At 62.3% G+C, this 13225-nt stretch carries 11 protein-coding genes, 1 tRNA gene and 1 CRISPR repeat array; of the genes, 8 read left to right on the plus strand and 4 right to left on the minus strand.

The window, feature by feature from the left end:
* The first annotated feature begins 47 nt into the window (after positions 1–47).
* A complete protein-coding gene (locus EV674_RS09500) occupies positions 48–1505 on the plus strand; it encodes an ABC transporter substrate-binding protein (protein WP_241524999.1) in 1458 nt (485 codons plus the stop codon).
* A 64-nt stretch (positions 1506–1569) separates the two neighbouring features.
* Here the strand turns inward: EV674_RS09500 and msbA are convergent, their stop codons facing one another.
* Positions 1570–3360 carry a lipid A export permease/ATP-binding protein MsbA gene (gene msbA, locus EV674_RS09505; RefSeq protein WP_119014261.1) on the minus strand — a complete coding sequence of 597 codons (1791 nt, stop codon included), beginning with the start codon at positions 3358–3360 and terminating at the stop codon, positions 1570–1572.
* A gap of 118 nt (positions 3361–3478) precedes the next feature.
* On the opposite strand from msbA, the gene tolB reads away from it, so the two are divergent.
* The 5 genes from tolB (at position 3479) to EV674_RS09530 (ending at position 7115) form a co-directional block, all read left to right on the plus strand.
* Positions 3479–4798, plus strand: a complete 1320-nt coding sequence (gene tolB, locus EV674_RS09510; RefSeq protein ID WP_119014262.1) for a Tol-Pal system beta propeller repeat protein TolB — start codon at positions 3479–3481, stop codon at positions 4796–4798.
* Positions 4799–4846: 48 nt separating this feature from the next.
* Positions 4847–5389, plus strand: coding sequence for a peptidoglycan-associated lipoprotein Pal (gene pal / locus EV674_RS09515; protein WP_119014263.1), 543 nt, complete (start codon positions 4847–4849; stop codon positions 5387–5389).
* A 14-nt stretch (positions 5390–5403) separates the two neighbouring features.
* Positions 5404–6183 carry a tol-pal system protein YbgF gene (gene ybgF, locus EV674_RS09520; protein ID WP_193552710.1) on the plus strand — a complete coding sequence of 260 codons (780 nt, stop codon included), beginning with the start codon at positions 5404–5406 and terminating at the stop codon, positions 6181–6183.
* Positions 6180–6995, plus strand: coding sequence for a tRNA threonylcarbamoyladenosine dehydratase (locus EV674_RS09525; RefSeq protein WP_119014265.1), 816 nt, complete (start codon positions 6180–6182; stop codon positions 6993–6995). Before ybgF ends, EV674_RS09525 begins: the two co-directional genes overlap by 4 nt.
* 44 nt (positions 6996–7039) lie before the next feature.
* A tRNA-Lys gene (locus EV674_RS09530) sits at positions 7040–7115 on the plus strand.
* Positions 7116–8253: 1138 nt separating this feature from the next.
* Here EV674_RS09530 and EV674_RS09535 read toward each other — a convergent pair.
* A complete protein-coding gene (locus EV674_RS09535; RefSeq protein ID WP_132750409.1) occupies positions 8254–8457 on the minus strand; it encodes a hypothetical protein in 204 nt (67 codons plus the stop codon).
* A gap of 23 nt (positions 8458–8480) precedes the next feature.
* A CRISPR array of direct repeats spans positions 8481–9048; the repeat unit is 28 nt; unit sequence GTTCACTGCCGAGTAGGCAGCTCAGAAA.
* A gap of 94 nt (positions 9049–9142) precedes the next feature.
* Positions 9143–10633, minus strand: coding sequence for a hypothetical protein (locus EV674_RS09540; protein ID WP_132750410.1), 1491 nt, complete (start codon positions 10631–10633; stop codon positions 9143–9145).
* 293 nt (positions 10634–10926) lie between these two features.
* Here EV674_RS09540 and EV674_RS09545 point away from each other — a divergent pair, with 293 nt between their 5' ends.
* Positions 10927–11133, plus strand: coding sequence for a hypothetical protein (locus EV674_RS09545; RefSeq protein ID WP_132750411.1), 207 nt, complete (start codon positions 10927–10929; stop codon positions 11131–11133).
* A gap of 74 nt (positions 11134–11207) precedes the next feature.
* Positions 11208–12800, plus strand: coding sequence for a hypothetical protein (locus EV674_RS09550; RefSeq protein WP_132750412.1), 1593 nt, complete (start codon positions 11208–11210; stop codon positions 12798–12800).
* 30 nt (positions 12801–12830) lie between these two features.
* On the opposite strand, the gene EV674_RS09555 is transcribed toward EV674_RS09550, so the two are convergent.
* Positions 12831–13127 carry an addiction module antidote protein gene (locus EV674_RS09555; RefSeq protein ID WP_119014522.1) on the minus strand — a complete coding sequence of 99 codons (297 nt, stop codon included), beginning with the start codon at positions 13125–13127 and terminating at the stop codon, positions 12831–12833.
* Positions 13128–13225: the final 98 nt, after the last annotated feature.

Here is a 13225-nt window from a genome sequence, read left to right on the forward strand (position 1 = left end):
TTACTGTGTCATTCATGCGCAAGTTCTTGGTTCGCTGCCTGGTTGCCATGGCCGTCTTTTGGCATGTGATGGTGCCGCTGGTCCAGGCACAGACAGCGCAGCACGGCGTGTCCATCAATATTTCCCTCGAACCCGATACCCTCGATCCGACGATGGCCGCTGCCGCCTCGATTGCGCAGGTGGTTCACACCACGGTGCTGGAGGGGCTGATGAAAATCGAGGAAAACGGCACCACCACACCGCTGCTGGCCGAATCCTGGAGCCAGGACCCCGATGGCAAGGCCTATACCTTCCGGTTGCGCAAAGGGGTGTACTTTCACGATGGAGCGCCCCTTGATGCTGCTGCCGTCAAGTTCTCGTTTGAGCGCGCCAAGGCACCGGGCTCTACCAACAAGGCGCGCAAGACGCTGTTTGACAACATCGTGCGCATCGACACCCCTGACCCGCACACCGTCATCCTGGTGCTGGCGCGCGCGGACACCAGTTTGCTGTTTCGTCTGGGTGAGAGCAGTGCGGTGGTGCTGCACCCTGGCAGCGTGGCCCAGGTAGCCACCCAGCCCGTGGGCACGGGGCCATACCGGTTTGGGCAATGGGTGCGGGGCAGGCACATCACCCTGGTCAAGTCCGATACCTACCGCGAGCCGAAAAAAGCGCGCATTCGCCAAGTCACTTTCCGCTTCATCCACGACCCGGTGGCCCAGGCGGCAGCAGTGCAGGCCGGTGAGATTGATCTGCTGTTCAACTTTGCCACCCACAACGTGAGGCGTTTTCAGGGCGACAGCCGCTACCACGTGCTGGTGGGCGCATCAGGGGGCAAGGGCATGCTGGCCTTCAACCACCGGCGCAAGCCCCTGGACGATGTGCGTGTGCGCCGTGCCATCACGCACGCCATTGACCGTGAGGCTTTCATCCGCGATGTACTCGAAGGCCGGGGCAAAGCCATTGGCAGCCATTTCGCGCCCACCGATGCGGGCTATGTGCATCTGGCGGGCCAGTACCCCTACGACCCCGAGCGCGCCCGGGCCTTGCTCAAAGAGGCGGGCGTGAAAATCCCGCTGCACCTGACGCTGAGTTTGCCGCCCACCCCGTATGCCCACATGGGCGGCCCGGTGGTGGCTGCCGATCTGGCCAAGGTGGGCATCGTGCTCCAGCTGGAAAAGCTGGAGTGGGCGCAATGGCTCTCGGGGCCATTCAAGGGGCAGTTTGACCTCACGCTCATCAACCATGTCGAGCCGCTGGACTACCAGATTTATACCGACCCGCAGTACTACTTTGGCTACGACAGCCCGTCTTTTCGCGATCTGGTCGAACGCCACGCCAACGCCAGCAATGCGCGTGAGCGCCAGATGCTTTTTGTGCAAATCCAGCGGCACCTAGCGCACGACGCCGCCAATGCCTGGATTTTTGCCCCCCAGGTGGCCACCGTAGCGCGCAAGGGGCTGCGCGGGGTGTGGATGAGTTACCCCATCTTTGTACATGACATTGCTGCCATGTGGTGGGAGTAAAAAGTGCCTCTAGCGCCCGTCCAGTAAGCGCTAGCAGCTATCAAAATAGGAGTTTTTCAGGTTCTCAAGGTGCGCTGGAGCGGCTTTGCAAGCGCGCGTACAGGCCACCACTGGCCAGCAGTTCGGCATGGGTGCCTTGCTCGACGATGCGCCCACGCTCCATCACGACCACGCGGTGGGCGTGCTCGATGGTGGACAGGCGGTGCGCAATCACCAGCGTGGTGCGCCCGCGCATCAGGCGTTGCAGGGCCTCTTGCACCAGCCGCTCGGACTCGGTGTCCAGCGCCGAGGTGGCCTCGTCCAGGATCAGGATGGGGGCGTTTTTGTACAGCGCCCGCGCAATGGCCAGCCGCTGGCGCTGGCCACCGGAGAGCTGGGCGGCGTTGTGCCCCACCAGGGTGTGCATGCCTTGGGGCAGCGAGGCCACATAGTCGGCCAGATTGGCGGCGGCCAGACTGGCCTGCACGCGCTGCTCGTCCATTACCGCACCCAGGGCCACGTTGGCCGCGATGCTGTCGTTGAACATCACCACATCCTGGCTCACCAGCGCAAACTGCGCCCGCAGGGTGGCTATGTCCCAGTCGGGCAGGGCCTGGCCATCGAGCAGCACCTGCCCTGACGATGGCGCTACAAAACGCGGCAGCAGGTTGGCCAGCGTGGTTTTGCCTGCCCCCGAGGGGCCCACCAGCGCCACGATTTCGCCGGGTTGCACGGTCAGGCTTACCCCGGCCAGTGCGGGCGCCTGGTCGGCGGCAAACTGCACGCGCACGTCTTGTAGCGTGATGGCGCCCTGTACCTGCGCGGGCGCATGGCTGCCGCCGGTTTCAGCGGGGGCATCGCCTAGCAGTGCCAGACCGCGCTCCAGCGCTGCCAGGCCCCGGGTGATAGGGCTGGCCACATCGGCCAGGCGGCGCAGCGGCGTAATCAGCATCAGCATGGCAGTGATGAAGGAGATGAAGCCCCCCACGGTCAGCTCGTTTTGCGCTGCGCCCAGGTTGCGGCTTTGCCACAGGGCCATGCAGATCACCGTGGACAGCGCTGCCGCAGCAGTGAGCTGCGTCAGCGGCGTCATGGCCGAGGCCGAGACGGTGGATTTGATGGCCAGGCGGCGCAGTTGCTGGCCCAGCGCCTCAAAGCGCGCGGCCTGGCTGGCCTGCGCACCGTGCAGGCGCACCATGCGGTGGGCGAGCACGTTTTCTTCGACCACATAGGCCAGGGCATCGGTGGCCTGCTGGCTGCTTTTGGTCAGGCGATAGAGGCGGCGCGACAGGGTTTTCATGATCCAGGCCACGGCGGGCGCCACCACGGCCACGATCAGCGTCAGTTGCCAGTTCAAATACAGCAGATAGCCCAGCAGCGCCACCAGCGTGAAGCCATCGCGCGAGATACCCAGCATGGCCTGCACCAGCAGCGTCGAACCCGTTTGCACTTCATAAACCACGGTGTTGGACAGCGCACTGGCCGACTGCCGCGAAAACAGCGCCATGTCGGCGGCCAGCAGCCGCTCGAACAGGGTGCGCCGCAGCACCAGCATGCCCTCGTTGGCGATGCGCGCCAGGGCGTATTGCGCGGCAAACAGGGCCAGCCCCCGCGTCAGAAACAGGCCCATGATGGCCACTGGCACCGTCCACAGGGGCAGTGTGCCCTGGGTAAAGCCTTGATCGAGCAGCGGTTTGAGCAAGGCTGCCAACAGCGGCTCGGTCAGTGCTCCCACCAGGGTGCCCGCAATGGCCAGGCTCCAGGCCAAGCGCTGGTTGCCAAAATAGATGGACAACCGCCCCAGTCGGGTGCGCAGCCGTTCAGCGGGCAAGGGGGAGGAGTGCGGTGGGGTTGCGCTGGTGTCAGGGGCTTGCATGTGGAGGCGGATTCTACGGTCGGCACTCAGGTACAACAGTTTGTCACAGGGGGCTTTTTGTCAGTGTGTAACATCGGGCGCTGTTCACCGGCCGTTGCCCGGTTGCTGTTGGCTGCGAATGACTACCGACCGATTCCTCACACTATCTTCCCCCGCGGCGTGGCCGCGCCCCTCCCGACGCCATGTGCTGGCCGCTGCTGCGGCCTCTTCTGCGTTGCCCGCCCTCGCCCAGTTCCGGGTGGAGGTGTCTGGCGTGGGCCTGACCCAGTTGCCGATTGCCATTGCCCCGTTTCGGGGCGAGGAGCAGTCGCCCCAGAAAATATCGGCCATCGTGCTGGCCGATTTGGAGCGCAGCGGTCAGTTCCGCTCGGTAGATGCCACGGGCGCTGTGCTGGATGAAACACAGCGCCCTGACGTCGCGCCCTGGCGACAAAAAGGTGCCGACGCACTGGCCACGGGCAGCGTGCTGCGATTGGCCGATGGGCGTTTTGATATCCGCTTCCGGCTCTGGGATGTGGTGCGTGGCCAGGATTTTGGCGGCCAAAGCTATGTGGTGGCCCCGGGCGATCTGCGCCTGGCTGCACACCGCATTGCCGACTTCATCTACGAGAAACTGACCGGTCAGCGCGGTGTTTTTTCTACCCGTATTGCCTATGTGACCAAGGCGGGATCGCGCTACAGCCTGTGGGTGGCCGACTCGGACGGCGAAAACGCCCAAGCCGCCCTGTCCAGCCCCGAGCCCATCATCTCGCCCGCGTGGTCGCCCTCAGGGTTGCAGTTGGCCTATGTGTCGTTTGAGTCGCGCAAGCCCGTGGTGTACGTACATGACATTGCCACCGGACGGCGACGCCTGATTGCCAACTTCCGCGGCTCCAACAGTGCGCCCGCCTGGTCGCCCGATGGCCGCTCGCTGGCCGTCACGCTCAGCCGCGATGGCAACTCCCAGCTCTACACCATTGACGCGGGCGGTGGCGAACCGCGCCGACTGATGCAAAGCGCCGGCATTGACACCGAGCCGGTGTATTCCTCCGATGGCCGCAGCATCTACTTCGTCAGCGACCGGGGGGGGGCGCCGCAAATCTACCGCGTGGCCAGCAGCGGTGGCAATGCCGAGCGCGTCACGTTCACGGGCAGCTACAACATCTCGCCCAGTGTGAGCCCCGATGGCCGCTGGCTGGCGTATGTCTCGCGCGTGGGCGGTGCCTTCAAGCTGCATGTGATGGATTTGTCCAGCGGCACGGTCAGTGCTATTACTGACACGGGCGCCGATGAAAATCCCAGCTTTGCACCCAATAGCCGACTGATCGTGTACGCCACGCAGCAGCAAGGCCGCGAAGCACTGATGACCACCACGCTGGACGGCAAAATCAAGGCCCGGCTGGCAGGGCAGAGCGGTGATATCCGCGAGCCCGATTGGGGCCCTTTCCAGAAGCAATAGACCCGTAGCGCGTCGAGCTATCCATTTCAGAATTTCAGGAGTTTTTGAATGATCCAACGTATTTCTTTCGCATTGGCTGCAGCTGTGCTGGTGGCCGGTTGCAGTTCAGGCGTCAACCTGGATAACGTGCCTGTAGATGACAAGTCCGGCACTTCGCTGCCAACCACTGGAGGCAATGGTGCCAATGCAGGTGGCACTGGGCAAAGTGGTGTTACGGGCGTAGACCTGTCCCAATCCGGACGCGACGGCGCAGGCCCGGTGGGTGTCAGCCGTGTGGTGTACTTTGACTACGACAGCTACGTCATCAAGCCAGATTTCCAGTCGCTGATTGATGCACATGCCCGCTTTATCAAGTCCGGCCAGGGGCGCACCGTGGTGATTGAAGGCCATACCGATGAGCGTGGTGGTCGTGAATACAACCTGGCACTGGGGCAAAAGCGTGCTGAGGCTGTGCGCCGTTCACTGGGCCTGCTGGGCGTGCCAGACAGCCAGGTCGAGGCCGTCAGTTTTGGCAAGGAAAAGCCTGCTGCTTTGGGTGGCAGCGAGGACGCGCACGCGCAAAACCGTCGCGCTGAGCTGTCTTACCGTTGATGGGCGGCGCCACCATGCACCCACGGTTTGTGCGTACGTTGTGCGCGTTGGCGCTGTCCGGCGCTTTTTTGCCTGCGGCACATGCAGTCTTGTTTGAGGATGGTGAGGCTCGCCGGGCCATTCTGGAATTGCGCCAACGTGTGGACGAATTGCAGCAAGCCAGTCAGCGGGCCGGTGAGGATCTGCGCCGCTCTGGCGACGATGGCACCCAACTGCGCCGTAGCCTGATCGAATTGCAAAACCAGATTGAAACCCTGCGCATGGAAACCGCCAAGCTGCGCGGCCAGAACGAGCAGCTTATGCGCGAGGTGGCTGAGTTGCAGCGCCACCAGAAAGACATGGCACAGGGTGTGGACGAGCGTTTGCGCCAGTTTGAGCCTCTGAAGGTCACTGTGGATGGCAAAGAGTTTCTCGCCGATCCCGCAGAAAAGCGTGATTTTGATGCGGCGTTGGCCACGTTTCGGGCGGGCAAGTTTGCCGAAGCACAAAGTGCTTTTGCTAATTTGATCAAGCAGTATCCCCGCAGTGGGTATTTGCCTTCTGCCCGTTTCTGGTTAGGCAACGCCCAATACGCTACGCGGGATTACAAAGAAGCCATAGTCAACTTCAAGGCTTTGCTGGCAGCTATGCCAGACCATGCACGTGCACCTGAGGCAGCGCTGTCGATTGCCAATTGTCAGTTGGAGCTGAAGGAGACCCGTGGCGCTCGCAAAACGCTGGAAGACCTGTTGCGCGCCTATCCGCAGTCTGAAGCTGCCGTGGCCGCCAAGGAGCGGTTGTCCCGTTTGAAATGATGTCGGTACCGTTAGAAATCGCTGTGTACGACGATTCCAGTGCCGAACAGCAGCGCCGCTTTGGTGGCCTCGACCGGTTGTATGGTCTCGAAGGTGCTGCACGTATTCGCGCTGCGCATGTGGCGGTAGTGGGCATTGGCGGGGTGGGTTCGTGGGCAGTGGAAGCGCTGGCCCGCAGTGGTGTAGGAAGTCTCACTTTGATTGACCTGGACCACATCGCCCCATCGAACATCAACCGCCAAATACATGCGCTGGACGACACTATCGGGCAGGCCAAGGTCCAGGCCATGCGTGAGCGCGTGGCACGGATCAATTCGCAGTGCCAAGTCTTTTGTGTGGAAGAGTTTGTTGAGTCCGGCAACTGGCCATCACTGTTGCCACATCCGGTTGATGCTGTGATTGATGCCTGCGATCAAGTGCAAGCCAAGACCGCCATGGCAGCTTGGGCTCTGCAACAAAAATGCTTGTTGATCAGTGTGGGTGCAGCCGGTGGCAAGCGGCATGCGCACAAAGTGGACGTGGACGATTTGGCGTTGACCACGCACGACCCGTTGCTGGCGCAGTTGCGCTATCGCTTGCGCAAACAACATGGCGCGCCGCGTGAGGGCAAAAAAATCGGTGTCACCTGTGTATTCAGCCGTGAAGCTGTGGCGCCCCCGGACGCTTCATGTGCGATGGATAGCGATGGCACTTTGAATTGCCATGGCTATGGATCGGTGGTGTCTGTGACCGCTACGTTTGGTCAGTGCGCTGCGGGCTGGATTCTGGATAATTTAGCTATTCGTAAAAGAAGGTCAAAAGTAGTGCTATAATTCAAATCTTTGCTAAGTACGATAAATAATCATCTTAACAAAACGGGACGTTAGCTCAGTTGGTAGAGCAGCGGACTTTTAATCCGTTTGTCGTGGGTTCGACCCCCGCACGTCCCACCAAGCTACATAAGGAAAGCGCGCTATCAAAACGGTAGCGCGCTTTTTTTGGTCAGGATGTAACGGCGGATGTAAGAGGATTTCGGAAAAGCACCGGAATCTCGACGGTGCTGGCGCTGCTCCACGGGCCAGCGCATCCGTCGCCAGTTTGGAGACAGCCCAGAACAGGTGGCCACCTCGCCAAGGGGTCAGATTTGAAATCCACCCCCTTGCCATCGAGGGATGAAAATTCAGCCGTGGTGCCAGCATTTGCCAGCAGCACGGTGAATGCGCAGTGAGCAGCAATGCCCGCTTGAACCATGACTTTTGATAACAGGCTTGGAAACCATTGGCAGCTTCGTGCAGACCTCTCGCGCGCGCGTACTGTTCGGAAAACTCGGGGCTGCGCGGCGCGCTGAATGCTAAGTTTTACTAAGTGCTGCGCGGCTTGCTCGGTGTTCGCCCAAACTGGATGCCCACCAGAGCGGGCTACCAAAGCGGGCAATCCCGGTTTGCCCCCCAACGGGCAAAGCGGGGATCCCCGCCACGGCCTGCCAGGCGCAGCCACCCCGAGATCGCAGAGCATTACCGGCTCAATTTTGAGCCGGTAGGCTGCATACACTGGGCGCATAGCCAGCGCGGTCCAGCCCCCGCAAACGCCCGATTCCTTGTTTACCCCGCTGTTTACCAACACCTGGTTTGCGCGCTAACCACGGCGCTAACCTGCCAGCGCTAACCTGTGCCAGCGCCCCCGATTCCGTGCGTACCAGCTTGCGTACCACCTCTTTGCGTACCGCCCAAGATGTAAAGTTTTGACAGGTTCACACGCCGCTTTCCGTGCGCACCAGACCGCGCACCGCATCCTTGCGCACCGTCCCGAAGGTAAGGTTTTGACAGGTTCCCGTGGAAACCCCCTTCCTGTAAATCTGCGGCTGGAAACTGAAGTTTTATGAAGTGGCTGTGGAAACTGAAGTTCCAGCAGTGCGTGGTGCAGTGTCAAGGCATCCTGAATGCCTGCATTTGCCAGCAAACGTCAACTTTTGCCAACAGGCGAGGGGCCGTTTTCGTACCGCTCTGGAACCCCCGTCACAAAGCAAAAACCCGGCGCAGTGGCCGGGCTGGTGGTGGGGTGTGCCTCGTGGCTCAAAACTGAGCCGTGCGCCTACTTTCCCGCACCAAAGGCCAGAACCACCCCGGCCAACAGCTTGGACAGCGCCAGCGTTTCCCGTGGCGTCAGGGTGGTCACGCTGGTGGCGCGGTTTGGTGCGATGTTTTCGGCAGAATTTGCACCCTTTTCGAATTCGTCGCTCTGGCGGAAAGAAAAAGGGTAAGCCGCGCAACCATGCGCTTTCTCGTTGCGCGACAATCAATTGCCCGTTTCTGGTTCTAGTTCACTGCCGAGTAGGCAGCTCAGAAATGTGGAGAATTGAGCCGTCTAAGCTGCGGGTCGTTCACTGCCGAGTAGGCAGCTCAGAAAGTGAAAAAAGACCCCCCGGTTTCGAGCGGCGCGTTCACTGCCGAGTAGGCAGCTCAGAAACTGCGCGGTCGCATGAAGCGCATTCCCGGGGTGTTCACTGCCGAGTAGGCAGCTCAGAAATTGCGCGCTGCGGCAATCATCTTCACGATTTCGTTCACTGCCGAGTAGGCAGCTCAGAAAGTGAGAAGGCCACAGGGTTGGGGCTGGAGGGAGTTCACTGCCGAGTAGGCAGCTCAGAAAACCACCACCTCTTGCAAGCTGGGCGGCTCGGGGTTCACTGCCGAGTAGGCAGCTCAGAAATGCCGCCCGGCTCAGTGCGGCCTGGTATTTTTGTTCACTGCCGAGTAGGCAGCTCAGAAATTCCGCAGATTCATCTACTGAGCCATTAAGTCGTTCACTGCCGAGTAGGCAGCTCAGAAAAAAGAAAAGCTGCCCTATTTCCTGCGCGTTGAGTTCACTGCCGAGTAGGCAGCTCAGAAAGGAGCGCCCCACCACGGGCGCTGCTCTGGTGGTGCCCCCTGCAACCCGGGGTTGCACTGTGGCGTGGCGGTGGAGCGCCAGGGCATGGCCTGGTTCAGCGTCGCCCACCCATAGGCACCTGCTCCACAGCCCCGGTTGCCTTGTTGAAGCGGATCACGCTACCCATGCTGGTGCTGCCATCAACGTTTTTGGTTGTGGGCGTGACCTGCACCCCCCATTCCGATGGCTGTGTCTGCCCCTGCATTTCCCGCAGCCGCTGCACGATGGCCTGCCGCTTGGCCGGGTCTTTCTCCTGCGCAATTTGTGTCTGCATCGCGCTGATGAGTGATGCGCCTTGGTTCTTGATCCCCTGCGTTTCTTGCTCCAAGCCGAACTTGTCGCGCGCCAGGCCCTGTGTCTGGCCAAAGCGGTTGTTCTGCCCCACCTCCTGCATCTGCGCCCGGGCCGTGGAGCCAGCCTGCTGCATACCCTCGCGCTGGATGGCCGCGTTCTCGCGCATGGCGGCTTGATCCATGCCCGGCTGCGCACCGCGCGCTGCAAAATCTGCGTTCTCCATGGCAGCGGCATAGGCCCGCTCAGGCGAGACGCCCTTGTGCTTGTCCCAGCTACCGCCGTTGTTCATGATGGAGCTGGCCGACACCTGGGCATTGCGCAGCGCGTTCTGCGCTGACCAGCTGTTGCCACTGTGGGCCACGGTGGGGACCTGGACTCCCCGTGGCACAGCGCCTGGTTCGGATGGCAGGCGCATCATGGCTTGCGCCGCAGAACGCGCGCCCAGTGCATCAGCAGCAGCCATGTTCTCAGTGCTGACCTGTCCACCGTTGCGCGGCGCCTGGCCATTGATGGTGATGTCGCCAGACACGTTGGTGCCAGAGTAGCTGTTGCCCTCGCGCTTGACGTCGCCGATGCTCTGCATCGCCATCGCAGCCTGCGATTGAGGCGGTGGCGCTGCCGGGTTCACGCTGTCCGGGTTGATCACGCCGCGCCCAGCGCCTGCGCCCGCAGGCAGCGAGTTCATTTGCTCCCGGGCAGACTGGGCTGTGGTTGCGCCGGGCACTGTGGTGTTGGCCGCCGCAGGTGCGGGCCCAGCAGCAGCAACGCCAGCACCCAAGGCCATCATGCGCGAGGCAGCACTCAGACCAGACGATGCAGCATTGATTCCCGAACTGATAGCGCCGCCAGTGCTGGCCACCCGCGCCAAGCTACCGACACCAGGCAAGGCCATCATGGCGTTCCGCGCGTTGCGCCCAATGTCTGTGTTCAGCAGGTCATTCTGAGAGCCATCCGGCGCTGGCGCTCTCAGGCCGCCGGTTGGTATCTGGTTGACCCGACTTTCCAGCGATGCAGGCGCGGCGCCTGGCAGCGTGTTCATCTGTTTCCGGGCGCTGGCGCCCGCAGAAGCACTGGGCGCTGTGGGCGTGGCAGGCGCTGCACCGGGCAGCGCGGCCATGCGTGCCGCAGCAGATTGTGGAGCGGCTGGCGCAGCCGTCTGCACCTGCGTCACACCGGGATTGCTCATGGCCGCCGCAGCGTCGCCAAATGAGTTCTTGCGCGGACCACGGTTGAGCGCGTCATCGATTGCCATGAGGAGGTACCTTTCGAGATTCGTTCCCCGAAGTCTCCCCGCGCACAGCGCCGCAGTAAAACCCTACAAGGGTGCTCCCATGTGCGGCGCTGCAACCTGGGGTTTCACCGGCACCAGGACGAAGCCCACAGCCTGCGGGCACTGGACTCCCGCCACTGGCGGAAGTTGAGCCGCGCGCCGAAAGCAAAAACCCGGCGGTGGGCCGGGCGGGTGTCTTTAGGGGCTCTCGAAACTCAGGTTTGCTCAGGTAGGCTACCAGCGCCAAAGCGAAAGCTCGGCACGGGGCCGGGTCGGTGACAAGATTGCTTGGCCACCACGGTGGCGTCCGGTACTGGGTGTACCGCTGCGCCTACCTCAAGCAGGACGCCGAGACCTTCGACAAGATGAAGGCGGGCGAGTATGGAGCCCTGTTTACAGCGTCTTTCGGTGAGCGGCCCGACGCCAATGTGCAGCGCAAGCAGCGTGACCGGCGCCCGCCCGTGGTGGCGTGCTCCTGGTAGCCCCCCCATAGGGTTTTGCGGTCGCGCTGTGCGCGGGGAGACTTCGGGGAACGAATCTCGAAAGGTACCTCCTCATGGCAATCGACGACGCGCTCAGCCGTGGTCCGCGCAAGAACTCATTTGGCGACGCTGCGGCGGCCATGAGCAATCCCGGTGTGACGCAGGTGCAGACGGCTGCGCCAGCCGCCCCACAGTCTGCTGCGGCGCGCATGGCCGCGCTGCCCGGTGCAGCACCTGCCACACCCACAGCGCCCAGTGCTTCTGTGGGCACCAGCGCCCGGGAGCAAATGAGCACGCTGCCAGGCAATCAGCCCACCGCGCCCAAGCCTACGCCTGCCGCAGCGCAGCCAGATCCAGTAGCGGCGCACAACCAAAAGCTGGCAGCAGCCCAAGAATTGCAGAGCTGGCAACAAGCCCCGAGCACATCAGCCAGTCCAGCGGACAGCCAGGCGGCGAGAAAAAATTACCTCGAACTCCAGCAAAAGTCGGTTGATATGCAGCCGTCCTATTTCACGCAGGAGGGGCCAATGACTGCGAAAAACCGCGCTGCTGTTGAATCTTCGGCATCCAATGCGCTCCAGTCCATGTACGCACCGCAAACTCCAGCGCCTGCCAGCACCACAGCCCAGTCTGCCCGGGAGCAAATGAACTCGCTGCCTGTGGGCGCAGGCGCTGGGCGCGGCGTGATCAACCCGGACAGCGTGAACCCGGCAGCGCCACCGCCCCAATCGCAGGCTGCGATGGCGATGCAGAGCATCGGCGACGTCAAGCGCGAGGGCAACAGCTACTCTGGCACCAACGTGTCTGGCGACATCACCATCAATGGCCAGGCGCCGCGCAACGGTGGACAGGTCAGCACTGAGAACATGGCTGCTGCTGATGCACTGGGCGCGCGTTCTGCGGCGCAAGCCATGATGCGCCTGCCATCCGAACCAGGCGCTGTGCCACGGGGAGTCCAGGCCCCCACCGTGGCCCACAGTGGCAACAGCTGGTCAGCGCAGAACGCGCTGCGCAATGCCCAGGTGTCGGCCAGCTCCATCATGAACAACGGCGGTAGCTGGGACAAGCACAAGGGCGTGTCGCCTGAGCGGGCCTATGCCGCTGCCCTGGAGAACGCGGACTTTGCAGCGCGTGGTGCGCAGGCGGGCATGGAGCAAGCCGCAATGCGCGAGAACGCAGCCATCCAGCGCGAGGGTATGCAGCAGGCTGGCTCCACGGCCCGGGCGCAGATGCAGGAGGTGGGGCAGAACAACCGCTTTGGCCAGACACAGGGCTTGGCGCGCGACAAACTCGCCATGGAGCAAGAAACGCAGGGCTTCAGCAACCGTGCAGCGGCGCAGTCAGAGCAGCTGCGAAATGTGTTGCTTGACCCGAAGGCCACGCCAGAGCAGCGCAAGGTGGCCCAGCGAAGCCTGGTTGCCCTGAGCGGCAAGACGGCGGCTGACCGCATGCAGACCGTGGCCTTGCCTGACACCACGACCGATACCGGGCAGGTGGTGCGAGGCGGCCAGGCGCTGGTGCGCACGCTGGAAGATGGGACGGTGGAGCAGGTGCCTATCGGCGGGCGGAAGCCATTGACGGAAACGCCGGAAACCTTGGCCATCCGGAACAATGCCAACATGTCCCGCGAACAGAAAGCGGCTGCCTTGGCAAAGCTGGGCTATTGATTTTTCATCGACCGCCAAGAAGGCGGCGCGTCAGGCGTTTGTCATGGGCTCCAACGAGAGCTTGAACCCCATGGCGTGGATGACCTTGAAAAGCGTATCGGAACTTGGCGCGCGCTCTCCAGAAAGGCTTTTGTAAAGGCTTTCACGAGAAAGACCGGTGTCGCGGGCCAGCTGTGTCATGCCGCGCGCGCGGGCAATATCGCCCAGCGCCCCGGCCAGCTCGGCGGGGCCGTTGTCTTCCAGGACTTGGCGGAGGTATTCAGCGATTTCCTCTTCGCTGTTGAGGTAGTTGGCCATGTCGAATGGCCGGGTCTTGATGTTGCTCATAGGTTGATCTCCTTGGCCATCGCCCGCAGCCTTGATGGTGCCCAGTTTGCCCCGCTTTGCACGACATTCCAACGCCCGATAAAATAGAACAAGAATTG

Origin of the sequence: Simplicispira metamorpha, assembly GCF_004341365.1 — a bacterium.
GTDB classification, from domain to species: domain Bacteria; phylum Pseudomonadota; class Gammaproteobacteria; order Burkholderiales; family Burkholderiaceae_C; genus Simplicispira; species Simplicispira metamorpha.

Excerpts from the sequence above, each read along its gene's own strand:
- EV674_RS09500 (WP_241524999.1), top strand. The coding sequence starts at position 48 with ATGGCCGTCTTTTGGCATGTGATGGTGCCGCTGGTCCAGGCACAGACA.
- msbA (WP_119014261.1), bottom strand. The coding sequence starts at position 3,360 with ATGCAAGCCCCTGACACCAGCGCAACCCCACCGCACTCCTCCCCCTTG.
- tolB (WP_119014262.1), top strand. The coding sequence starts at position 3,479 with ATGACTACCGACCGATTCCTCACACTATCTTCCCCCGCGGCGTGGCCG.
- pal (WP_119014263.1), top strand. The coding sequence starts at position 4,847 with ATGATCCAACGTATTTCTTTCGCATTGGCTGCAGCTGTGCTGGTGGCC.
- ybgF (WP_193552710.1), top strand. The coding sequence starts at position 5,404 with ATGCACCCACGGTTTGTGCGTACGTTGTGCGCGTTGGCGCTGTCCGGC.
- EV674_RS09525 (WP_119014265.1), top strand. The coding sequence starts at position 6,180 with ATGATGTCGGTACCGTTAGAAATCGCTGTGTACGACGATTCCAGTGCC.
- EV674_RS09540 (WP_132750410.1), bottom strand. The coding sequence starts at position 10,633 with ATGGCAATCGATGACGCGCTCAACCGTGGTCCGCGCAAGAACTCATTT.
- EV674_RS09550 (WP_132750412.1), top strand. The coding sequence starts at position 11,208 with ATGGCAATCGACGACGCGCTCAGCCGTGGTCCGCGCAAGAACTCATTT.
- EV674_RS09555 (WP_119014522.1), bottom strand. The coding sequence starts at position 13,127 with ATGAGCAACATCAAGACCCGGCCATTCGACATGGCCAACTACCTCAAC.